The 23992-nt window shown below is 46.8% G+C and carries 20 protein-coding genes; 11 read left to right on the top strand and 9 right to left on the bottom strand.

The genetic code is table 11. The features are described 5' to 3' along the window. Nucleotides 1-13 precede the first annotated feature (13 nt). The 5 genes from FQV28_RS15875 (at nt 14) to putP (ending at nt 6293) form a co-directional block, all read left to right on the top strand. Nucleotides 14-877 (top strand): MurR/RpiR family transcriptional regulator, encoded by an 864-nt coding sequence (locus tag FQV28_RS15875; RefSeq protein ID WP_146497487.1) that lies wholly within the window; start codon nt 14-16, stop codon nt 875-877. 134 nt (nt 878-1011) lie between these two features. Next, nucleotides 1012-2073, top strand: a complete 1062-nt coding sequence (locus tag FQV28_RS15880; RefSeq protein WP_146497488.1) for an ornithine cyclodeaminase family protein — start codon at nt 1012-1014, stop codon at nt 2071-2073. 26 nt (nt 2074-2099) lie between these two features. Continuing rightward, nucleotides 2100-3011 carry a proline dehydrogenase family protein gene (locus tag FQV28_RS15885; protein WP_146497489.1) on the top strand — a complete coding sequence of 304 codons (912 nt, stop codon included), beginning with the start codon at nt 2100-2102 and terminating at the stop codon, nt 3009-3011. A 12-nt stretch (nt 3012-3023) separates the two neighbouring features. Continuing rightward, nucleotides 3024-4580: an L-glutamate gamma-semialdehyde dehydrogenase gene (pruA, locus tag FQV28_RS15890; protein ID WP_146497490.1), complete on the top strand. Its 1557-nt coding sequence runs from the start codon at nt 3024-3026 to the stop codon at nt 4578-4580. A gap of 219 nt (nt 4581-4799) precedes the next feature. Next, nucleotides 4800-6293, top strand: coding sequence for a sodium/proline symporter PutP (putP, locus tag FQV28_RS15895; RefSeq protein ID WP_146497491.1), 1494 nt, complete (start codon nt 4800-4802; stop codon nt 6291-6293). A 213-nt stretch (nt 6294-6506) separates the two neighbouring features. On the opposite strand, the gene FQV28_RS15900 is transcribed toward putP, so the two are convergent. The 5 genes from FQV28_RS15900 to FQV28_RS15920 form a co-directional block, all read right to left on the bottom strand. Further along, nucleotides 6507-8039, bottom strand: coding sequence for a glycine betaine uptake BCCT transporter (locus FQV28_RS15900; RefSeq protein WP_146497492.1), 1533 nt, complete (start codon nt 8037-8039; stop codon nt 6507-6509). Between the two features lie 497 nt (nt 8040-8536). Then, complete coding sequence (gene nadX, locus FQV28_RS15905) at nt 8537-9316, bottom strand: aspartate dehydrogenase (protein ID WP_146497493.1); 780 nt, start codon at nt 9314-9316, stop codon at nt 8537-8539. Between the two features lie 190 nt (nt 9317-9506). Beyond that, on the bottom strand, nt 9507-9917 hold the full coding sequence (locus tag FQV28_RS15910) for a GlcG/HbpS family heme-binding protein (RefSeq protein ID WP_146497561.1): 411 nt from the start codon (nt 9915-9917) through the stop codon (nt 9507-9509). Between the two features lie 207 nt (nt 9918-10124). After that, nucleotides 10125-11009, bottom strand: a complete 885-nt coding sequence (locus FQV28_RS15915; RefSeq protein WP_146497494.1) for a proline iminopeptidase-family hydrolase — start codon at nt 11007-11009, stop codon at nt 10125-10127. Nucleotides 11010-11320: 311 nt separating this feature from the next. Continuing rightward, nucleotides 11321-12307 (bottom strand): aldo/keto reductase, encoded by a 987-nt coding sequence (locus FQV28_RS15920; protein ID WP_146497495.1) that lies wholly within the window; start codon nt 12305-12307, stop codon nt 11321-11323. 305 nt (nt 12308-12612) lie between these two features. On the opposite strand from FQV28_RS15920, the gene arr reads away from it, so the two are divergent. Continuing rightward, nucleotides 12613-13029: an NAD(+)--rifampin ADP-ribosyltransferase gene (gene arr, locus FQV28_RS15925; RefSeq protein WP_146497496.1), complete on the top strand. Its 417-nt coding sequence runs from the start codon at nt 12613-12615 to the stop codon at nt 13027-13029. A gap of 112 nt (nt 13030-13141) precedes the next feature. Here the strand turns inward: arr and FQV28_RS15930 are convergent, their stop codons facing one another. The 3 genes from FQV28_RS15930 to FQV28_RS15940 form a co-directional block, all read right to left on the bottom strand. Further along, nucleotides 13142-14113 (bottom strand): NAD(P)-dependent alcohol dehydrogenase, encoded by a 972-nt coding sequence (locus FQV28_RS15930; protein WP_146497497.1) that lies wholly within the window; start codon nt 14111-14113, stop codon nt 13142-13144. 253 nt (nt 14114-14366) lie between these two features. After that, nucleotides 14367-16034 carry a hypothetical protein gene (locus FQV28_RS15935; protein ID WP_146497498.1) on the bottom strand — a complete coding sequence of 556 codons (1668 nt, stop codon included), beginning with the start codon at nt 16032-16034 and terminating at the stop codon, nt 14367-14369. Continuing rightward, nucleotides 16027-16827: an ABC transporter ATP-binding protein gene (locus FQV28_RS15940; protein ID WP_146497499.1), complete on the bottom strand. Its 801-nt coding sequence runs from the start codon at nt 16825-16827 to the stop codon at nt 16027-16029. Before FQV28_RS15940 ends, FQV28_RS15935 begins: the two co-directional genes overlap by 8 nt. A 254-nt stretch (nt 16828-17081) precedes the next feature. On the opposite strand from FQV28_RS15940, the gene FQV28_RS15945 reads away from it, so the two are divergent. From FQV28_RS15945 to FQV28_RS15955, 3 genes are all read left to right on the top strand, one after another. After that, nucleotides 17082-18746 (top strand): DUF2207 domain-containing protein, encoded by a 1665-nt coding sequence (locus FQV28_RS15945; RefSeq protein ID WP_146497500.1) that lies wholly within the window; start codon nt 17082-17084, stop codon nt 18744-18746. Between the two features lie 222 nt (nt 18747-18968). After that, nucleotides 18969-19487 carry a sigma-70 family RNA polymerase sigma factor gene (locus tag FQV28_RS15950; protein WP_146497501.1) on the top strand — a complete coding sequence of 173 codons (519 nt, stop codon included), beginning with the start codon at nt 18969-18971 and terminating at the stop codon, nt 19485-19487. Beyond that, nucleotides 19480-20811 (top strand): DUF4179 domain-containing protein, encoded by a 1332-nt coding sequence (locus tag FQV28_RS15955; RefSeq protein ID WP_146497502.1) that lies wholly within the window; start codon nt 19480-19482, stop codon nt 20809-20811. Before FQV28_RS15950 ends, FQV28_RS15955 begins: the two co-directional genes overlap by 8 nt. 62 nt (nt 20812-20873) lie before the next feature. On the opposite strand, the gene FQV28_RS15960 is transcribed toward FQV28_RS15955, so the two are convergent. Then, on the bottom strand, nt 20874-22118 hold the full coding sequence (locus tag FQV28_RS15960) for a DUF1572 domain-containing protein (protein WP_146497503.1): 1245 nt from the start codon (nt 22116-22118) through the stop codon (nt 20874-20876). Between the two features lie 298 nt (nt 22119-22416). Here FQV28_RS15960 and FQV28_RS15965 point away from each other — a divergent pair, with 298 nt between their 5' ends. After that, nucleotides 22417-22614, top strand: a complete 198-nt coding sequence (locus tag FQV28_RS15965; RefSeq protein ID WP_146497504.1) for a hypothetical protein — start codon at nt 22417-22419, stop codon at nt 22612-22614. Nucleotides 22615-22831: 217 nt separating this feature from the next. Beyond that, complete coding sequence (locus FQV28_RS15970; RefSeq protein ID WP_146497505.1) at nt 22832-23980, top strand: NAD-dependent epimerase/dehydratase family protein; 1149 nt, start codon at nt 22832-22834, stop codon at nt 23978-23980. Nucleotides 23981-23992 lie beyond the last annotated feature (12 nt).

A 23992-nucleotide genomic window follows, 5' to 3' on the forward strand; every position in this document is an offset into this window, starting at 1 on the left:
GGGGGAACTTTTCATGGGAACTAAAAATGTAATTGAAAAGATATTGGATGTGAAAGAGAAACTTCCCAGAAAGCAAAAACAATTGTGCAATTATCTTTTGGAAAACTATCAAGACATTGGCATTCTCACAGTTAAAGATTTGGCTGTCCTTGCGGGCGTCGGGACCACCACAGTATTGCGCTTAACAAAAGAATTGGGCTATGAGAATTTCTATGACTTGCGAAAAGAATTTTACAATTTGCAGGTGGATGCTGTGAGCAAATGGGACAATGTCCAGGTCTCCTTTCAAGAACAAAATCCCGATCATTCTTTCACCAGCTACAAAACATTGAACGAAGTTTGGGATGAAGGAGTAAAAAACCTTTCCGACACGCTGAATCACCATTTGGTTGAAAACTTCGAAAAAGCGGTCGATTTGATGATGGAATCGCGCAAAATTAATGTTTTTGGCATCCGCCCTTACAAAGCACCGGCCACTTATTTGGACTTGATGTTAAGTGAGTTCAATGCCAAAGTCTATCAATTGAGCAACGACAGCGACTCGTTATTCGACCGGGCTATCCAATTTCAAAAAGATGAAGTGCTGATTCTTTTCGGGTTTGAACCATATACGAAACGCACCATCCAACTCGCAGAAATTGCTGCGGAAAAAAACGTGCCGATTATTTTGTTTACCGATCAGCTTTCATGCCCGATAGTCCCTCAGGCTGCCGTAGTATTGCATGTTGCCGTGTCCCAGAGCCATTATTCTATATTGCCGGTTTTCGCATTGGTCGAAGCCTTGGTATTGGAAATAGGAAAAAGAACTTCCCCTGATTCCATCCGCACTATTAAAGAATTGGTCTCCACCTTAAAATCCGCCGATGTTGTTATTTAGGAGTGAAAACTCCTTTTTTTATTACCCAAAAAGGAATAAATAATCTTTTTTCAAAAGAAAACGTTTACACCCAACCAAAAGGATGATAAATTATAAACAAGTTATCAGAATATTTCTAAAAGGAGAGGTTCTAAATGGTTCAAGCAGAAGTAAATGCACTCAAAAGCAAAACTGTGGAATTCATCTACCTATCTCAAGAAGAATGCATCGAAGCTGGCGGATTGGATATGAAAGGAACATTGCAAGCTATCCAAAAATCCTATGAATTGCATGGACAAAAAGATGTTGTCCAACCTTCAAAACCTGTTATTCGCTGGGGCGGCCCCGAAACAGAGGAAACACGCGGACGCATTATGACAATGCCTTCTTACTTAGGCGGCGATTTGCATGTAGCCGGTATGAAATGGATCCCAAGCATGCCGCAAAACCCGAAAAACCTTGGACAGCCTCGGGCATCTGCCATTATCATCCTTACAGATCCCGACAACGGCTTCCCTCTCGCCATCATGGACGGCACAATTGTAAGCGCCATGAGAACCGGCGCAGCTACTGGCATAGCCGCTAAATACCTGGCCAATCCGAACTCGGAAACGGTCGGAATCATCGGCGCAGGCGTTCAAAGCCGTACCCAATTGATGGCCATTGTTAATGCCATGCCGAATGTCCAACACATTAAAGTTTTTGACTTGAACGCTGAGAAAACTCAAGCATTCGCTGAAGAAATGACGGCCGAATTGCAAGTGAAAGTCGTACCTGCCGCAAGTGCCGAAGAAGCGATCCGCGAATCAGATATTGTCGTGACGGCTACAATGTCGACGTTCCCTTATGTGAAATATGAATGGCTCAAAGAAGGTGCTTTCCATTCCGAGATCTCTTTTTGGGATACAGCTCCAGAAGAAGTTCAGTATTATGACCGGATCATCGTCGATGATTACGACCACGTTGAACATCACGGCGTAGACGTCAGCTACCGCGCCGTTGCAGCCGGATTGGTGAAACGCGAAGAGGTTTCCAATTTGAGTGATATCATGTTGGGCAACGCGCCTGGCCGAACAAACGAGAAAGAAAAAATCATTTTCAATCCGATCGGCATGTCGATCCACGATGTCTCCGAAGCATACCGTGTTTACCAAAATGCGAAAAAACTCGGAATCGGGAACAGCCTTCCTTTGTGGAAGCACCCTCACTGGTCCTGATCCAATTATGAAGGGATGGAACTGTTATGAGCGCATTGAGCAGCACTTTTCAAACACTGGCAAAAAATAAAACCGCCAATAAAATGGCGCTCCGCTATGGCATGCGGTTCGGAGCGAGCCGCTTTGTGGCAGGCGAAAAAGAAGAAGAAGCAATTGAATGTGTAAAAAAGCTCAATAGCAAAGGCTTGCACGCGATGCTGAATTACTTAGGCGAATATGTTTTCACCACCGAAGCAGCAGAAAACGCAACCGTGCATTGCTTGCGCACACTGGAAATGATTCACCGGCACAATTTGCAGAGCAACCTTTCAGTCAAAATTTCTTCGCTCGGCGTGGACATCAGCAAAGAAGTTTGCCTGGCGAATTTAAGACGGATTTTGGATCAGGCGAAAAAATATGGCATTTTCCTGCGAATCGAAATGGAAGACTTCTCGCATTGCCAAGTGACATTGGATATTTACAAAGAACTGCGCAAGGAATACGACAATGTCGGCACCGTCCTTCAAGCCTACCTTTACCGCACATTAGACGATATCGACGATTTAAACCAATACAATGCCAACTTGCGTTTGGTGAAAGGCGCTTACAAAGAAACGTCAGCTGTCGCTTATCAAGACAAAGCAAAAGTTGACCAGAACTACTTGGAGATGATCAAGAAACACCTGGCAAATGGAAATTATGCCGGAATTGCGACTCACGACGACTCCATGGTGGCGGAAATTCTCCACTTTGTCCAAGACCGCGGCATCAGCAAAGACCAGTTTGAATTCCAGATGCTCCATGGCATCCGCGAAGACATGCAAACCGACTTAGCGCAAAAAGGCTATAAGGTCCGTGTATATGTCCCTTACGGAGTGGATTGGTTCGGGTACTTTATGCGCCGCTTGGCGGAACGGCCCGAAAACGTAACTTTTGTCTTACGAAACTTAATGAAATAAGGAGGAAGAAAAATGACAACAATAGCAGTAGAATACAAGAATGCACAAGATACAGATTTCAGCAAAGAGGAAAATGTGGTGGCACTGAAATCGAAAATCAAAGAAACGCGAAACAGCTTAGGCAAGAAATATCCCTACATCATCAACGGCGAGAAAAAGTTTTCGGAAAACGAACTGGTTTCATTAAACCCGGCAAATCCGAATGAAGTTGTCGGTACTGTCAGCAAAGCATCCCAAGAAGAAGCAGAACGTGCAATCCAAAGTGCCTTGCAGGCTTTCGAATCTTGGTCGCGCACACCGGTTGCTGAACGCGCGGACTATTTGTTCAAAGCGGCTGAAGCATTAGAGAAAAAACGGCTTGAACTGGCAAGTGTGATGATTCTTGAAGCCGGGAAAAATTATGCGGAAGCGGATGCAGAAGTGTCTGAAGCAATCGATTTCTTGAACTTCTATGCAACTTCTGCATTGAAATTGGCAAAAGACGACCACAAGCTTATCCGGATCCCTGGCGAAGACAACAAGATGGAATACATTCCTTTAGGTGTCGGGTTCATTGTTCCGCCTTGGAACTTCCCTTTTGCAATTTGCATCGGATTGACGGTATCTGCAGTAGTCACCGGCAATACGGTTTTGTTGAAACCATCTTCGTTGACTCCTGTAATCGCTTATAAGTTTATGGAAGTCATGGAGGAAGTGGGGCTGCCAAAAGGCGTCATTAACTTTGTCCCTGGAGATTCTTCGGATATCGGCGATTACATTACAGGACATCCCCAGACCCGTTTCATCAGCTTTACCGGCTCTAAAGCTGTCGGCCTGCACATCAACGCATTGGCTGCACAAACAGCACCGGGTCAAAAATGGATCAAGCGAGTCAATGCCGAAATGGGCGGAAAAGACGGCGTAGTGGTCGATGAAACAGCAGATTTGGACTTTGTAGCCCAAGAAGTAGTAGAAGCCGCGTTCAGTTTCCAAGGCCAAAAATGTTCGGCAGGCTCCAGATTGATTGTCGTCGAAGAAGTTTACGATGAACTCGTCGAAAAAGTCGTTGCCGTCACCAAAAAGCTCTCGATCGGCACCGGGGAAGAAAATAACCAAGTGGGTCCGGTCATTGATAAAAAGGCTTACAAATCCATTCTGAACTATATTGAAATCGGCAAGCAGGAAGGAAAGCTCGAATTGGGCGGAAAAGCACTTGAGGGCGAAGGGTATTTTATTGAACCGACCGTTATCAGCGGCGTAACCCGCAAAGACAGTATCATGCAAGAGGAGATTTTCGGCCCTGTCCTTGCCATCGCGAAAGCGAAAGACTGGAAAGATGCCATTGATATCTACAACGATACGGAATATGGACTTACGGGCTCTTTCTTCTCGAATGTGGAAGCGCGGCTCGATTTTGCTGCGGAAGAAATGCACTGCGGTAATTTATACCTGAACCGCCGCTGCACTGGCGCTTTAGTAGGCGTTCATCCATTTGGCGGATTTAACATGTCCGGTACAGACTCTAAAGCAGGAAGCTACGACTACATCAAATTGTTCAGCCAAGCTAAAACGGTCACGAAAAGACTTTAAATCTGCATAGCTTCCGCAAGAAAAACCAGTGAAAGGCGGTAAACCGATGGAATATACATTGCCTTTATCTTCAATAATCGCTTTGCTAGTGCCGATGCCCTTGCTTGTCGTATTTTCAATCGTGTCGTTGTTTAGACAATCCAAAGAAACGGAGGACAAGGAAGAAGCCGTCGCTTCTCCTCCCTCCGCGCACCCTATAGCAGAAAAGAGGAACATATCATGAATTACATTACCCTTACGGTTTTTGTTTCATACTTTGCCGTCCTCTTTTTCATCGGGTATTTGGCTTACCGGCGAACCACCAATGTGGAAGACTATATACTGGGCGGCAGACAATTAGGCCCAGTCGTCGGAGGCATCAGCACAGGCGCCTCCGACATGAGCGGCTGGCTTTTGCTCGGATTGCCTGGTGCGATTTACTTGAGCGGGTTATCGGAAATCTGGATTGCGATCGGATTAGCGATCGGAGCATACTTGAACTGGCAGTTTGTAGGCAAACGCATCCGCGTCTATACGCAAGTAGCCAATAATTCCTTGACGCTCCCCGACTTCTTTGAAAACCGGTTCCGCGATAAGTCAAAATCTTTACGGATCATCGCTTCTTCGTTCATCTTGATTTTCTTTGCTTTCTATATTTCTTCCGGTTTAGTCGGCGGTGCCATATTGTTCGAAGCCACATTCGGCATCTCCTATATAACTGCATTGATCGTCGGATCCGTTATTATCATAGGCTACACAATGGTCGGCGGTTTCTTCGCAGTAGCCTGGACGGATTTTTTACAAGGATCGATCATGTTTTTAGCTTTGATCATCATCCCGGTTGCTGCGTTAACGACAATTGGCGATTGGGGCAACTCCGTCAATCAGATCGGTTCAATATCGGCAGAGCATCTGGACGTTTTTGCCGGCACGACCACTTTAGGCGTAGTTTCTCTTTTGGCTTGGGGACTGGGTTACTTTGGGCAACCCCACGTCATCATCCGTTTTATGTCGATGAAGTCGACAAAAGACATTACAGTAGGACGCTCCATCTATACGATTTGGAACGTTGCGGCTCTATTTGGCGCTATATTCACCGGCTTTTTCGGCATCGCTTACTTTGCGGATGCACCACTGGCAAATCCGGAAACAGTATTTATCGAATTTGCCCAAGTGCTCTTTAATCCGTGGGTAACCGGCTTCCTGCTTGTCGCTGTCTTATCTGCAATCATGAGTACGATCAGTTCGCAGCTGCTGATTGCCGCATCGGCGTTATCGGAAGATCTATACAAAGGATTTATCCGCAAAAACGCTTCCCAAAAAGAATTGATGCTGGTAGTGCGGCTAGCGGTCTTGCTCATTTCACTCTTTGCGATCGTATTGGCCTTAAATCCGGACAGCTCCGTATTATCGCTTGTTGCTTATGCGTGGGCAGGGTTTGGCGCAGTATTCGGGCCAGCAATCATCCTTTCGCTGTTTTGGAAAAAAGCAACGAAAAACGGAATTCTTGCCGGCATGCTCGTCGGCGGCATTACCGTCATCGCATGGAGCTTGCTTTCAACTCCGCCAGCAGGCATGGGGCAAGAAGCTGCGGTCATTCCCTTCTATCTCTATGAAATCGTTCCTGGCTTTGTTTTCTCTTGGATCAGCATTGTGGCTGTATCCCTATTCAGAAACAACGTTTCGCAAGAAGTTATCGATGAATTTAATGCAGTCAACGCAAGTAAAATTTAATCGCTTCGAATGATCCATGCAGCATAATTCACAGTCCCAGACTGCGGATATTAAATAAAAAGGCGGTACCAACAACTCTTCGAGTCATTGGTACCGCCTTTTTTTATTCAAAATTTACTGAGAAGGAGTTATAAGCAGGAAAAGGGATACAGACAAGACGTTCAGCTCGAAAACTTGTCTGTTGAGAGATAGTGTAATCCAAGACGCCTTCTGTTATCGAACTCTTACTTCTTTTTGAGGCTCTTTCTTTTTTAACTGTCCAATTCCCAATTCTTTTGCTTCCGCATTGATCGCTTTGAGCAGGCTGAATGTCATCAAAGCAATGATAACCGAAAATGGGAACGCCACGATAATCATTGTATTCTGCAGCGCCTGCAGGCCGCCTGAGTAAAGAAGGACCAGCGCTGTAGCTGAAAGGAAGACGCCCCAGATCATTTTCACTGTATTGCTCGGGATGAGTGAACCGTTTGACGTCATCATGCCAAGAACAAATGTGCCTGAGTCAGCAGACGTGACAAAGAATGTAACAATGATCAGAATGGTTAAAATCGACAAAGCTAAACCGAACGGATACTGCTCCAACAAGCCAAAGAGTGATGCTTCGAGCGGCAATTCAGAAATCGCCGCAGCACCGGTTCTTTCTGCTACAATCGCCGCACTGCCAAATGTCGAGAACCAAATAAACCCGATGACCGATGGGACCAGCAATACGTAAACGACAAACTCCCGGATTGTTCTGCCTCTTGATACACGGGCAATGAAAATGCCTACAAATGGCGACCATGCGATCCACCACGACCAGTAAAAAATCGTCCAGCCATTGATCCACTCGCGGCCTTCGCCATTAAGCGGCGCTAAGCGCAAACTCATATTGACGAATGTCTGAACATAGCTGCCAAGGCTATCTGTAAACAAATTCACGGTAAACATGATCGGCCCGAAAATCAGCACACAAACGAACAAGAGAGCCGTCAACGCCATATTGGTGTTGCTTAAAATCTTGATTCCTTTTTTTAGGCCGGTCGATGCTGAAAGTAAAAACAAAACCGTCAGCACGAGGACGATCACGACTTGAATCCAAAAACTGGATGGAACACCAAACAAATAGGATAAGCCGCTATTGATTTGCGCGGTGCCAAACCCAAGAGTGGTTGCCACCCCAATGACCGTTGACACAACAGCCACTACATCAATCGCTTTTCCGAGGAAACCGTCAACGCGATTGCCAAGAAGCGGGCGCAATGTTTTGCTGATTAACCCGAGCTCACCTTTTCTGAACGTAAAGTAAGCGACTGCCAGCCCGACAATTCCATAAATGGCCCACGCGTGGATGCCCCAATGGAAAAACGTATACCGCATGGCGTCCTTGACTGCCTGGTCGGTTCCCGTTTCGCCGGTTGGCGAACTGATCGCATAGTGGCTGATCGGTTCAGCCGTTCCATAAAAAATCAATCCAATGCCGACACCGGCACTGAAAATCATCGCAATCCAAGTTGGGCGTGAAAACTCAGGTTCTTCATCCTGTTTCCCGAGTTTAATTCGACCAACTGGGCTTAATAAGAGATAGAAACAAACTGCTACAAAAAACACAACAACCAATAAATAGTACCAGCCGAATTTGGCTGTGATAAAAGCCTGCATATTGCCGGTCACTTGCTCCAGCGTATTCGGCATTGTGATGCCAAACAATACAAGCACAATCATAATAGCAAGTGAACTAAAAAAAACACCTGAAACTTTTTTCATATTAAAGTATAGCTCCCGTCTGAAATTATTAGCGGCGGGTTTACTTCAATTGGATAACACATATAACCATGCAAAACCAACATAACTTAATCTTTTTTTTAATGAAGCAATGGTATTTAACCCATAAAACTGTTTCGGCCAGCAAACTAACCTCAACAGTTTTCCACTTAACCAATTGTCCTTAAAAACCTGTCATATCAACCTCTTCCCCTGCTGTTTTAAAGCGGAAGCGAGCGTCATATTTCCAGCCGAAACCGCCCTCTTCCTAATCTATCCCACTTAATTACCGAGCCAGCAATCAATTATACAGGATTTCCATCAAAATTTCATCTGAAATGGTTTAAGATGTCCTGAATTGCCAAATTATTCAGTCCATCAAGCAGTGAAAATGCCCCGTTTCTTCTGGCCTTGAGCCAGGCTGCAGAAAGCGGTTTCTGTATAGTCATGTTATTAATAACCCAAGTTTACTAACAAGAAAGCAGAGGGGAACTGATGCTTCAATTCCCGATCCGCAAAGCCCGGTCTTTGTTCTGCAGCACCGCCAGAATGCTCAATGCGGCAAGCAGGCTCGTCTTCGGATTATTCGGCATCGGATTGTTTTCGACTTGCAGCTTCATCCGGCCGAAATCTCCTTCCGCTTCAATGGTGTGGGTATTCCGCTCGATGGCTGGATCGACGATGACGCGCACTGTCGTTTTCTCGGCCCCGATTCCGGCAAGAGCAAGCACCAACGCCACATTGACATTCTTCGGGAATTTTTCCACGGCTTCATACGCAGAGCCTTCGAATAGCACAGCTTCTTCATCCGTTTCAAGCCCGAGTGATGCTGGTGATTTCCTCGTCGTGATCCCGACTCGTTCCAGCTCGCCAGCCGCTTTGGCTGATTGCAGCAAATCGAGTCCGCCTATTGCACCGGACGGCAAGAAAATTTGCGTGCCTGCAGACTCCGCCATCGTCTTAAGTTCCTCCAAGAACCCGGTATCCTTAAACACGCCGATGCTGCTGACGACGAGGTCTTTCTGATGGGCGGCGACGTCTTTCAAATAGAGGCCCGCCGCTTCCACTGTGGCTGCCTCCACGACAATATCGAGCGGCGCCTCCAAAAACACTTGAAGATTCGTATAGAAGTCAGCTTCAAATTGTTCACTCAACCGTTGTCCGGCTTCCTGATTGCGCCCGAAAATAGCGGTTATCCTCCCGTTGGCCATGTGATTTTGATTTATCTGTTCCAATAAATAAGATGCAATATTGCCTGTTCCGATGATTCCGATGTTCATGGCTGTCCTCCTTATAAAAAATCAGCTTAAATAGTGGTTTCTAATTGGATTGAAGCTATCCCCTTAAACTCCTCCTGTACACAGATACAGTTATCTGAATGAATAAAAACCACACTCGAGGGGATTCTTCCGGGAGTGTGGCAATGCATGGAGTATTTTAGAAATCGTTCAAGATAGTTTTTTGACTTCCTTACAGTTCATCAAATGCTCGGACAGCCGCTTCCGAAACTTGGATATCGTGCTCGACGCTGCTGCCGCTTACGCCGACTGCACCGACGACTTTGCCATCTTTCATGAGCGGAATACCTCCGCCGAACACTACAATACGGCCGTTATTGGTCGTATTCAGGCCATACAGCTCCGCATTTGGCACCGTCGCTTCCGCAAGTCCGGCCGTCGGCATTTTCAAGGCAACGGACGTCCATGCTTTGTTTTGCGCAATGTCAACACTCGCCAGCCACGCATCATCCATCCGGTGAACCGCTACCATATTGCCGCCATCATCGACCACGGAGATCACCATGGCGACCCCCAGATTCGCTGCTTCCTGTTCTGCTGCATCGATCAGTTTCTTCGCTGTTGCCAATGTGATTTTTTCCATTCCTATCGGCCCTTTTCTGTTATCTGTTTTAATCCGCATTGCATCTTCCCAGTTTAACATAGACGGAATATTCATACAGTTCACAGAGGACACTCCTTATAAAACCGTCCCATAAACTTTCAGCAATAGGCATTTTATCGCAGAAGCCAACAGGAGTTCACTTGTCCCGGAGCGACAAAATTCGATAAGCTTGAACAAACCTGCCCTTTACGCACCCGGCCGCAATTCCTGGCCGTTCACCCACTCGCGGACTGTCTCCACAAACGCTTCCGGTTCTTCAATTTCCGGTGTATGGGAACTGTTTTCAAACACATGGAACTCCGCATCCGGAACGAGTCCCGCGTAATACTCTGTCGTTTCCGGCGTGGCTTCATCAAAACGGCCGCATGTGAAAAGGGCCGGAATTTCAATTTCAGGCAGCCGGTCCGTTGCGTCAAAATGCTTCAAGGTCCCGGTGACGGTAAATTCGGAAGCTCCCCACATGAAATTGTAAACTTGCTGGTTCATGTCCTGCAGGTCTTCCTCCATCTCTTTCGGCCATGGGTCGACACGGCATAAATGGCGTTTGTAATAGGCCATCATCGCCTCTTGATATTCCGGAGAATCAGTAGTCTGTTCCCGCTCGCTCCTCTCGATCGTCTCCTGGATCTCCTGCGGAAACTGTTTCAAGTAATTCCGCTGGTCCTGTTCCCATCGCTGCGCGTCCAGCGCCGGTCCCGAGAAAATGACGCTGCGGACGCCGGCCGGCTTTTTGAACAAATAGGAAGCGGCGAGCATCGTCCCCCACGAATGGGCGAGAAGATGGAATTCTTCCAGTTCCAGTGTCTCAACGATTTGCTCCAGCTCTTCCACATAACGCTCCATTGTCCATAAATCCGTGTCCGTCGGCCGGTCCGACTTCCCGCATCCCAACTGGTCATATTGGATTACCGGGCGGTCCGTCCCCAATTGCCGAACCGGATCGCTGTCACTGCTTTTCGATCCGGGCCCCCTATGCAGCACCAATAGCGGCATGCCCGGACCATTGCCGCTGATCCGGTACCAGACATTGCCGCCTGTAACAGGAATAAACCCTTCTTTAACATTTTCCATTCGTCCGTACTCCCTTCTATTTTGGGCTATACATTTACTATTTCCCTCCAAGATGGAAAACCCCTTTATTTTTTGCAGGAGGATGCACAGCTGCAAGGCTTATTAAAACGGTTTCAGTTTGTTCGGTATTGGTGAATTGAAACTGCTATTCCGAAAAACAGCTCTGCTATCCCGCAGGCGCATTCGCCGTTTTGCTCCATAGCAGAAGCTGCATGAAAAAGAAGAGTCAGCCAACTTTCTTGATAGTGTGTAAAAAGGTTCCGGCAATTAAACCGGAACCTTTTTCTTCCTATTGTTATTTCAATAACCTCTTACTTTCCCGGCAAAACCGCTTTTGGAGAAACAAGCCCCGCCTCGACCAGCTCTTCCCAAAAAGCAGCTGGAATCGTGGCCTGCATGGCCTGAAGGTCTTCCTTGATGCGGTCCGGTCTTGTGGAACCCGTCACCACTGCTTTTACAGCTGGGTGGGCGGTTGTAAACTGGAGCGCTGCATCCTTCAAGTTCACGCCGTGATTTTTTGCAACATCCGTAAACCGCTCGACTCTTTTTTTGAGGTCAGGCGTGATTTCCTTGTAATCGAAATAGCCACCGCCAAACAACGCACCCGAGTTGAATGCCCCGCCGATGACGAGCCCGCCGTCTTTTTCCAGCGCCAGCGGCATCATGCGCTCAAGGGCGCGCTCGTGCTGAAGAAGCGTATATTGCGTCGCCGACAAGCTCAGATCCGGATGGGCTTCTTCCAGCTCAAGCGCCACTTCGATCGGCGTTGTCGTATTGACGCCAAGCCCCCACGCTTTAATTACCCCTTCATCCCGAAGGCGGTCCAACACTTTGAACGCGCCTTTCCGCGCTTCATCAAACTTCGTAATCCACTCATCTCCCAGAAAGTCCGGCGAGAGGTCATGCACAAAAACCATATCGAGGCGATCCGTCTTCAAGCGCTTCAGGCTGTCTTCAATCGATTTGAGCGTACCATCCTCCGTATAATCCGTCGCAATCTTATTTTTGCGGCCGTATTCAAACAGCCCCTCTTTCTCTTCCTCTTCGTCCAGGATGATCCGGCCGACCTTCGAACTCAGCAAAAATTCGTCGCGCTTATAGGAAGACAAGATTTCACCAAGCCGCAGTTCAGCGAGTCCCGCCCCATAAAACGGCGCCGTATCAAAATACCGGATGCCTTCGTTCCATGCGGACTGAATCGTCTCCATCGCTTCTTCTTCCGGCACATCCCGGAACATATTGCCGAGCGGCGCAGTTCCGAGGCCGAGCTTGTTCTTTACCGTTACATCGTTTTTCATTTGTAGACACCTCTTTTAGAAAGTTGTTTTTAATCCAAACACATAACAACTATCTACCCGCTGTGGATTTGGGTAAACGGTAGAAGGCAGACTGGGAGAAATCAAAAAGCCTGATTCCCCGTGATGAATATCGAGGAATCAGGCTTTGGTTATGAAAAAATAAATGTATATAGTAGATAAGTTGTCCGTTATCCTTCTCTACTTCCATTATACCGCTAATAAAAAATTATTTATAGACTACTTTTTCCCAAATTCCTGCCCTATACTGTTTTATACCATATTAATCACACAGGAGGCTGATTCATATGAATGACCCTAAAGATGTCTTGGATCCCGGCCCTTTCCTTCACGGAACGAAAGCCCAGTTAAAGCTTGGCGACTTATTGGAACCGCAAAACCCATCCAATTACCAAGAGAAAAGATTAAGTCACATCTACTTCACGGCTACATTGGAAGCTGCGAAATGGGGCGCTGAATTGGCAGTCTCTGATGCCAAAGAACGGATTTATCTTGTCGAACCGCTCGGCGAGTTCGAGAACGACCCGAACTTGACCGACAAACGGTTTCCCGGAAATCCGACGCGCTCGTACCGCTCCAAATCCCCGCTGAAAATCGTCGCTGAATTGGGTTCCTGGCAGCGGCATTCTGATGAAGAGATTGGTCGTATGCTTGCTTCTATACAGGCTTTGCGTGAACAGGGAAAAGCGATTATACTGGATTGATTTTTTAAAGGAATATTCAAGAATGTTTCACGTCATCGAATTGCTTCCGAAATTAACTGAGCCAATTAGCCACCATTTCTTTTTGAAATGGCGGCTAATTTTTTATCATGTATCATTTGTTGGAAATGACAACATTCCCCTTTTTCGCTCCGCTTTCTACATAATGATGCGCTTGGCGCAGCTGTTCCAGCGGGAATATTTGATCAACGACCGGCTTGATCTTGCCGTCTGCCAACAGTTTGTTCAGATAGCGCAAATCTTCGGCTTTATAACCGGCCGCTCCCGCTATGATTTTTCGGTCGCCTTTCTTCGTCGGCAAAAGCCGCCGGAACATTTGGGCAAGGCTCGGATTGCCCATCAGGTAGATGCCTTTAGGCTTCAAGCAGTTGACGGTTTTCGCAAAAGGGCTTTTTCCCGCAACATCGAAAATCACATCATAAGTTTCGCCATTTGCCGTAAAATCTTCTTTCCGGTAATCAATTACGTTGTCCGCACCAATGGATACGAGCATGTCCAGCTTTTCTTCGCTGTCGATGGCCGTCACTTCAGCGCCTGAATTTTTCGCAAGCTGAACAGCCACCGTGCCGATGCTTCCCCCGGCACCGATGACCAGCACTTTTTGGCCGGCTTGGATTCTGGCTTTCCGCAGAAAAAACAAGGCGTTCATTCCGCCTGTCGGAATGGTGGCGGCTTCCTCGAAACTGAGCCCTTCCGGCATGCGGGCGATGGCATAGCTGCCAGGAAGACAGAGATAGTCTGCATAAGCACCAAGCTTCAAGCCAGTTGCACCATATACACGGTCCCCTTTCTTGAATAGCGTCTGCCCAGTTCCCACAGCCTCAACTTCTCCGGAAAATTCCTGCCCCAGTACGTTCGCTCTCGGTTTCCGTACACCGAAAAACAGACGCAGCGGAAGCCGCAGCAACACCGGAAATTTAAAGCTCCGTATCTCACAGTCCCCCGCTGTTACAGTGGATGCGTGAACTTTTATCAGAATTTCAGCGGCTTTCGGCACGGGCTTGTCGAGCTGTTGAAGCTCCAGAACTTCCGGCGGTCCATACTTGGTGCAAACCATAGCTTTCATTTTCTGTCCCCCTTTTTTGTGCAGCGATGCGATAAACCAAATGGAGCATTGCTTACCCGGACACCTTTTCTGAACTCGTCCTCTCCATTGGCCCTTCGAATACCCGCCTCCATTTACTCCTCGTTATACGGCATAGCTTCCAATCCCCCGAGTAACCCGCCTTTGCAGAATGTTGGTTTCTTCCACTCTTCCGGGACCTGGTTGCTCAACCTAGTAACGCTATGGATTGCTTCATTCTCTGATACACACTTTTTTAATCCGTCCGATTCAATGCGAGATTCGAATTTTCCTTCCCTAGTTTTTTATTTTCCGGAAAAACTTTTTGCCAGCCAATCCATAAAGCTGCCAACAAAAGAGCGATATATATGTAAATGCCGTAAGTATAGGAAGCCGCGATGAAATGAACCCCGATAAAGACACCCGTCAGGAGCGAAAGAAGCAGCATCTTCGCGGTTCCTGTATCCTGGGCAAACTCAAACGACGCAGAAAATGGAAAATCGCCTTCATTGACCACTTTGTGCGCAATCAAGGTTTGCAAAAGAGCGCCAAGAAATACAGCAGCCAGATCCGGAACAATTCTCGCTGTGAAAATCCAGACGAAAACAAAGGACACTGCAATGAAAACCGGGAAGTACAATTTTGCGAAAAAGGCTTTTAACGCACCGCTGTGGGCATGTGAGGCCCGCTCGATCGATGCCGCTTTGAAAAGCCAGCTGCCCTTATAGCCTTCTGAAAACTTCAGCATGTAAACAAGGCTCGGAATCATGAAATTGCAGAAGTAGATAAATAAAAACATACTGCTCTTAGAAATCTCTTCCAGCCCTCCTTCCGCCGGATAGCTAAAGACAAAGAGCAACGGGAAGAAAATAGCTATCCCGAGAGCCGGAAAAACCTTCAGCTTGAATTCCCGTTCTTTTTTCATCATAGTTGCAGCAAATCGGAAGAATGTCCGTTCTTCCTTGGAGCGGCAAAAGAGCAGTGCCCCGATTTCATCCAGCCAACTTCTTTTTTGCCTGCGGGTTTTGGTATCGCTCAATAGCTTTTCAAGATTCCGCTCAAATGACGGCATCAATTTTGCATAGCAATAAATGGCAAGGATCGGCACCAATGCGGCCAGTGCGGTAAAAGCCATAAAGTGGCTGGAAAAATCGCCGTTCAGGAAGACTTCAAAAGGTGCTCCGTACCAGAGGGGCGGAATCAGGAGATGCCACCAGCTGAAAACGTACACCGTCTCCACGTTGGCGAATTCAAAAGACCGGATCAATACCTGATACCCCACCACCACTCCGACAGACAGCAGGATTTGCACGTAATTGATGATGTCTTTCAGCTTTTCCCCGTCAAAGAACCGCAAGATAACCAAATACAATAAGGACGTAAGGACGACAACCAACAAAACCGTCAGCAGAAGTTCAATCAGAAAAATCAAGGAAAAAAGGAAGCCGTGTTTATACAATCCCACAAAGAAAGGAATCGCCGTGAAAGACCCAGCCACAAAAGCCATATAAATCATGATATGGACAATTTTTGCCGCGGCAATGGTTTTTCTGCTGATCGGCTTTGTCTGGAGAATGTTCTTGTCCCGGACATCCAGCAGGACAGCTGAAAAATCGGAAATCATGGAAGTCATCAGGATAAAAAGAACGATTCCAAAAACAAGGCTCAGTTGAAAAATATAGTTTTCGCCAATCAGCAAAAACGGGACTAATATCAAACTGTACAGTCCGTATATCCAAAGAGATTTCAGGAACTGGTTGCCTTCTTTCTTTTTGCCGGCATCTTGGAAAATCGTCGGCACACGCCGTTCGTCCATCGTCAATTTGATTTGCAGGATTTTTTCCATTGCCGCATAGTCCACACCGAGTATGGTGAACAATCCTTTAAATATGGATAGAAACTTCAATGATTGAAATTCACGCATCCGCTTTGTCTCCCTGTACGATCGACACGAAATCCCGGGCCTTGCTGCGGTGTTCCGTAAAGCCGGTCAATTGGTTGAAAATCCCGGACAGCGAACCTTCCTTGCTCATTTCCTTCAGTTCTTCAAATGTTCCGTCCGCCACCACTTCCCCTTTCACCAAAAGAACAATGCGGTTGCTGATTTTTTCCACCAGGTCCATGATATGCGACGAATAAAAAATCGTTTTCCCCTGCGCTGCCAGTTGCGCCAGTATTTCCTGGATGACCATCATGCTGTTGGCGTCCAATCCGCTGAGCGGCTCGTCCCAAAACAACAAATCCGGATCATGAAGCAAGCTGGCGATGATCATCACTTTTTGCTTCATGCCTTTAGAAAAGGAAGAAAGCCGGGAATGGCGGACTTCCAGCAAATCGAATTGCTGCAGCAGCAGTTCCGCTTTTGTCTGCGCAGCATCGCGATCCATGCCGTAAAGTTCTCCGGTAAACACCAAATATTCCATCGCCGTCAGGTTGTCGTAAGCTTCCGCATTTTCCGGCACATAACCGATTTTCTTTTTATAAGACGGATCGCCGGAAGAAATATCCTGTCCGAAAACCACCACTTCTCCCTGGTAATCATCAACCAGCCCCAGCATGATTTTTACGGTCGTACTCTTCCCCGCTCCATTCGGCCCTATATAACCGATGATCTGCCCTTTAGTGACTTCGAGGTCGATTCCGTTCAATACATCTTTTCTGCCATATCTCATCTTTAAATTTTTAATTGATAAAACCTTGTCGTTTTCCGCCTCCATCTAAACACCCCTAAACCTAATTGTGTATTTATTCTAACATTTAATTGGTTTAATTTGGGAGTTCGTTCAGATTTAAATTAAATTTAGAAAGCATTTGCTAAAACCGCAAATCGGCTGCTGGTTTAGCTACTCAATTGCTGATCGCTGTTCTTGGTCTTTCCAGTTCTCAATAGTCCGCACGAAGTCGCCTTCACTTTCCCACAATGAAACTTTTTTGATATCCAGCCGTATTGCAGTATAAGAGGTGATGGATCATGAAAAGAAAAATCATTCCATATGTACTGGCGTTTATTTTGGTAGGACTGATTCCCGCTCAAGTATATGCGATCGACTTTGACATTTCGGAAGTCCGGATTGATGTGCAGTTGAACACGGACGGCACAGCGGAGGTCACGGAACAATTTACGTACGAATTTGATGATGATTTTAACGGCATTACCCGAAGTCTGATTGCAAAAAAAGGAACAGCGATTGACAATTTCTCGGCTGCGGAAAACGGCAAGCCGTTAAAAGTGGAAATCGAAGATGGCGTTTACCAGATTTATCGCGCGGGCGACGACGGCGACACGATTGAAATCGAGCTGAGCTACGCTATTACCGACGCAGTCGAAAAATTTGAAGACGGCGCACAGTTTTATTGGGCGTTCTTTGACGAAAGCAACGAAAGCGAATATGGCGACATGACGATTACCGTCACGCCGCCCGCTCCGGCTGAAAATACGGAAACCCTCGGCTACGAGGAAGCCTTCGGCACAGAGCACGTCACAGACGACGGTGCTGCGGTATTCAGTTTGGGCTACGTGCCGGACGGTGAAAACGCCAATGTGCGGGCGATTTTTGAACCTGATCTGTTCCCGGATGCCGCACAGCTCGCCGGCACGGTCCGTGACGATCTTGCCAAAGACCGCGTGAACCTGGAAAACGAAGCGGCGGCTTTCGCCAAGAATCAGCAAACCGCAAAGAACGTCGGGATTCCAGCCATTGCGATTGGCGGCGTTTTGCTGCTGGCCGGGGCTCTAGCATTATGGCTGCGCGCTTCCCAGCGGAAACGGCAAGTCCGCAAGACCCCGTATGAATTTTTTGTACCGAAAGAGTCGATGAGCATTCCGGCGCTGCTTTATTTCACGAACTCGGTGTTCCTGTCTCCGAACGCCATATCGGCAGCCATCATGGAGCTTATGCGAAAAGGCAATATCCGGCAGCTCACGGGAGATCATTTTGAGCTGATCCACCGAAAAACCGATCATGCTCATGAAGCCACTTTGATCCAGCTGTTATTCGACCGCATCGGCGACGGCCAGGAATTCACGCTCCAGCAAGTGGAAGAATTCACGAAAAACGAACTTAATCACGCGGAGTATAACGACGCCATCGCCGAATGGAACAAAGGCGTCAGCCTTGAAGTGAAAGAAAAAGACTACTACGAGAAGCACACGGATCTGCGCGGGGTTGCCGGCATCCTGAGTGCCGTGTTCATCGGACTCGCGATCTATACCGGCATCTACGAACTGTTTCCATGGATGGCTGCTGCCATCGCGCTGGCAATGCTCGCGTTTGGTGTCGCCATCAGCTATTCGCCCCTTACGCTTGAAGGACATGAAATCCGCTTTAACTGGCGCAACCTGAAAGCGGCCATGCAAAATTTGCCCGCGGAGCAATGGGACCGGCTGACGCTGGATGAAAAGCAGCGCGCCTATGCCTACCTGCTCGGCAGCGACCCTAAAACCGCCGAGCGGAAAGCAGCAGCCTTCACTTCCGTTCAAGCGGCAGCTGACGACTCAAGCTTTGTCATGAACCCGATATTCCTGACAGCCATCTTTGTGTCTGCCGGTTCGACCACTACAGCCAGCGCAAGCGGCGGCACGGCCGGTTCCGGTGCAGGAGTCGGCGGCGGGGGCGGCGGATCTGGAGCATTTTGAATCAAGGCATTAAAACAAGTTGCAAGCCGCAACCAGAAATCCATTTTTGTTGGGCCTACTTGCGGCTGATTACATTTCCTATGTTATTAAATGCGGACGCCACCTTCGAAATTTGTTGATTTCAAGGTGGTGTTTTTATTGCAATAAATATTTTCATGTCCCATGAACTTTTTCGGCGCTGCTGTGTCTAATGTATAACAAGAGAGAAATGAGGTGTTGGCTGTGGACGAAATCGAAGTCGCCCGAAAAGCGGTACAAGGCGACGAAGAAGCATTTGTCGCTTTGATGCAACTACATAAAGAAGCGTTGCTGCGGACGGCTTTGGCTTTCCTGAAAAACGAACACGAGGCGCTCGAAGCCCTGCAGGAAACGACTTACCGGGCGTTCAAGAAAATACATACTTTGAAAGAGCCTTCCTACGCAAAAACCTGGCTGATCCGCATCATGATCAATTATTGCCAGGACCAGATAAAAAAAGATAAACGGCATATCAGAAATGGACAAGCTGCCGATTCTTCCGTCTCAGACGATTTGGCGCAGCTTGAATTGCAGGAAGCTTTGAGCACGCTGTCCCCTACCGAGCAGCAATTGATTTACATGAAATATTTTCAGGACGTCAAGATCAAAGACATCGCGGCCATCGAGAAGATTCCGGAAGGCACCGTGAAATCCCGGCTGCACAAAACCTTGCGGCGGCTTCGCAGCCATTTTGAAGGCAAAGGAGAGATTGACCATGTATGAGAAAGAGGAACAGAAATTGAATAATTTCAAAGGCCACTTGGAACAGATCCCTCTGTCTTTAGATGCTGCAGACGACGCCATCATGCAGGGACTCGAGCGGGCAAAGCGCGAAAAAAAGCAAATCCGTGCCAATCGCAAACGGATGCTTTGGAGCCTGGCTGCAGCTGCACTCCTCATTCTTACGTTAGTGACGACAATCCGTGTGTCCCCCGCTTTTGCTAACGCAGTCGCGTCGATTCCCGGACTGGAGAAATTCGTCGAGCTGATCCAAAACGACAAGGGCTTGAGCGCGGTATTTGAAAACGACTATTACCAGCCAATCGGCGAATCGCAAACCATCGGGAATGCGACATTAACAGTGGACGGCGTCATTCTGGACGAGTCGGGAATGAATATTTTCTATACCATTGAATCGACGGTGGACATGGACGACATCACCATCCTCGCGCCTGTTCTGGAGAATCAGCAAGAAGTTCCGCCTTCCAGCATTTCATTCAATCATCCGATTTCCCAGGAAGATTCACCGAAAATCTATCGAGATATCCTGGGCTTTACGTTTGAAGAACCGGTGAGGTTTGAAGATTTAGCATTCACACTTGATCTGAAAACGAAATTAGACGGCAAAGAAGTCGACTTTTCCGTGCCATTCGCAGTGCCCGAGAATGTGAAATCCAGCGTCACTTATGAGATGAACGAAGAAGTGGAAGTGGAAGGACAGAAGTTCACCATTGAAAACGTGACAATCCACCCGCTGCGTGTCGGAGTGAAGATTGCATTCGATCCGGCTAACACAAAAAAAATCCTTCAGTTCGAGGATATGCGCCTGGAGGATGAAAACGGCGAAATCTGGAGCTCTATCTCAAACGGAATTTCGGCCCATGGCGATATCGACGACGGCGAGCTGACTTATTTCCTTCAAAGCAATTACTTCGAGAAACCCGAAGAGCTGTACCTGCGCATCAATAAAATGCAGGCGGTCGATCTGGAAGACGCTTATTTTTTAGTGGATACCGATAAGGAGAAATTGCTTCATAGCCCGAAAGACGGCCGGTTGAAGCTGACCAAGGCAAGCCGGACTGGATTTGAAATGACCATGGAAGTGGAACAAAAACCGGAACACATATATGGAATCGACAAGAAAATCACGGATGCCAATGGCGCCCTCATGGATCTGCAGCATTCGGGAATATCAGATGGATATGATGGCGTACAAACCATTGATATCGGCTTTGAGGACAACGGCTACGCAAATCCGGTGAAAGTTGAATTGTTCGCCTACCCGAATTACATCAATGGCGATGTGAAGGTTGAATTGAAAAAATGACAGTTTTAAAAGGCAGAGACCGGATGAGCGGTCTCTGCCTTTATGGTATTTCCAACTTACATCTATTTGGGCACATACGCATAGACTTTTTCTTCATCCGTAATTTCAAACAACAGCTCAGAAGGAACTTCTTGGGATGATATTTTTTGTTGGCTTATTTTCAAGGGAGCGACTTCTTTCAACGCCTCAAGATTTCTGTATTTCAACGCTTTTACGCCAAAGTGCAATTTCACTTTATAGTTTTCTTCGATATTATTCACTTTGCTTTCAATCACACCAATAATTTTATTGTTTTCAGCAATCACTTCATCTAAAGCTTGGGATCTCGAATTTTCTTCCTGGTAATTCCTTACTGCGGTCAGATAAGGCTCATAACATTCTTCAATGAATTTTATGTTCAACAACACCAGTTCTTGTTTATTGTTGAATGTCTCAATCAGTCTCTTATAATCCTTTATGATTGCAGCTTCGCCCCATTTGCGGACAACTTCATGTTCCTTCAATCGGTCAATGCTTTCGCCTATTCCATTAAGATCCTTATTCAGAACCTTCAAATCCTCAAGAGTGGCCGTGTAGAGATCTTCCACTTTTTGATCTTCCACGCCGCCAAGCATGATGCCGTTGCTTCTGAAGCGCCCAATGACTTCCCGGAAATAACTGAACCTTGCTTCGATTTTTCCAGCAAAGTCATTGTCCCGGTTTTGCAATAACACATCTAATTTTCCTTCGATCTTTTTCAACGAACTCTGGATTTCAATCAATTGCTGCTGCCCGACCACAGCTGTCAGCAGATTGAAACTCGCGTGCGCCACCAGTTTCGGATCGATTTTCTTCACCAATGTCGCTTGTGCGTAAATCCCTTTTACGCCTTCTTTTTTAACCGCCGGGAGATACCCTTTGCCGTCTGCTTTTCCGATAAGATTCATGCTCTTATCCTTTAACCCTTTTACAACTTCAGGACTAAACTCCACCTTGTATGTTTTACGGTCTTGGATGACCCTTGCCCCCGCTTCAAGAGTACGCAGAAGATCCATCTTTAAAATTGCCGGAATTTCAATTTTTCTATATTGTTCTTTTACTGTGTCTTCATTTGGAACTTCTGAAACGCGGGGCACGAATTGTTCATAAGGATCTTCTTCTATAGGAGTTTCTTCTATATCTGGATCAGGTTCTTCAGTTTCTGCTTCATTTTCTTGAATCGATGCCTTTTCGCCATCGGAAGATGCTGCGTTTCTTCCTCTAAGGTAAATAAAAAGAGCGCCTATCAAAATCACCAAAACCACTGCTATTAGAAGGATATTCTCCACACGCTAACCCTCATCTCTTTTAATTTGCTTTGAAATGGATCTAAGCAATATTGTAATTTTTCTACCATTGTAATTACAGCTTGATTCATATACCTGCAAGTAAGTATTACTTATGCCTAGTTGATATGATTATAAGCAATAACACAGCTGCTTAACAGCACGCCGCTTTTAAATCCCCTCTATGGGTATTTGTTAAACTGCACTAGACGGCTTTTTGCTGTTATCACCTTGCCCTTCTAGCGTTTATCTCTATTCCTTCCGGGAATATAAAGAAAAACTGCTAAGAGAGGGGTATTTTATGAGCCAGCACGAATCATCTACACAAGAAACAAACATTGAAAAAATGAACGAACTCGTTGAAGAAAAAAACAAGGAAACGTCGGAAAAACAACATTCCGATCCGCAAGCACAAAGAAACCAATCGTTGCAAGACCAGGCGCACACCCCAGATGAAAACAATAAACTAACGAACAGAAACAATAACCGGACTCCCTGATCTGTTATTTCGGCTTTGTAATTTAAAATTTTTTCCAAGCAGCGGGTTCCGATTTCTATCGCTAAAATCCAAGAATGCAAACAACAACAACGACTAGCAAATTGTTCCTTAAATTGTTAGTCGTTTTTGTTTGTAATGTAAAATGCGCCCTGTTTATTTGGTCTAGGAATAAGGAGATAGCCATGTATATGTTATCAACCAATAGGAGGAGATCATTTTGAGAATTATTGTTGCTGGAGGAGATGGATTTTGCGGATGGCCTACCGCCTTGTACCTATCGAAACAAGGGCATGATGTAGCCATCATCGATAGTATGGTGAGAAGGAAGATAGACGAAGAACTCCGATCCAATTCCATCACGCCGATTGCAAGCCTAGCCGAGCGTACAGCCAAGTGGAAAGAGCTGACAGGAAAAGAGATTCGTATCTATATGGGAGACTTGCAGCATTTCGATTTCCTGAAGCTGGTCATGGAACAGGAAATGCCGGAAGCATTCGTCCATTTTGCAGAACAGCGCTCAGCCCCTTATTCCATGATCGACCGGGAACATGCTGTCTATACCCAAGTCAACAATGTGGTCGGCACATTGAATGTGCTTTACGCCATCAAAGAAATCGTGCCCGACTGCCACCTTATCAAACTCGGCACGATGGGCGAATACGGAACGCCGAATATCCCGATTGAGGAAGGATACCTGGAAGTTGAGCACAAAGGCCGCAAAGACCGCCTCCCCTTCCCTAAACAGCCCGGATCCTATTACCATTTATCGAAAGTCCATGACAGCCATAACATCATGTTTGCCTGCCGGATGTGGGGTATACGCGCAACCGATTTAAATCAAGGTGTGGTTTATGGTTTGTCTACCGATGAAACCGATATGGATCCTGTTCTTGCGAACCGCCTCGACTACGATGGCGTATTCGGCACGGCCTTGAACCGCTTTATCATCCAATCCGCCATTGGCCATGATTTGACCGTTTACGGAAAAGGCGGCCAGACCCGGGGTTTCCTGCATATCCAGGATACTGTGCGCTGCATTGAAATCGCCGCTGAAAATCCAGCAGATCCTGGCGAGTTCCGTGTCTTCAACCAGTTCACAGAGCTCTTTTCGGTTTTGGATTTGGCAAAGATGGTTTTGAAAGTCGCTCAAGAAGAAGGATTGGATACAAAAATCTCCAATCTGGAAAACCCCCGCATTGAAAAAGAAGAACATTTCTTTGAAGCAGTCAATACGAATTTATTGGATTTGGGGCTGCAGCCGCAACTGCTGACAGATGATGTAATCCGCAACATTTTAAAAACAGTCCTTCTACACAAAGACCGGGTCATCAAAGAAAATGTTCTTCCGAATGTGAAGTGGAAATAACGGGAGGTCGCT

Origin of the sequence: Planomicrobium sp. CPCC 101079, assembly GCF_007859275.1 — a bacterium.
Taxonomy (GTDB): Bacteria; Bacillota; Bacilli; order Bacillales_A; family Planococcaceae; genus Planococcus.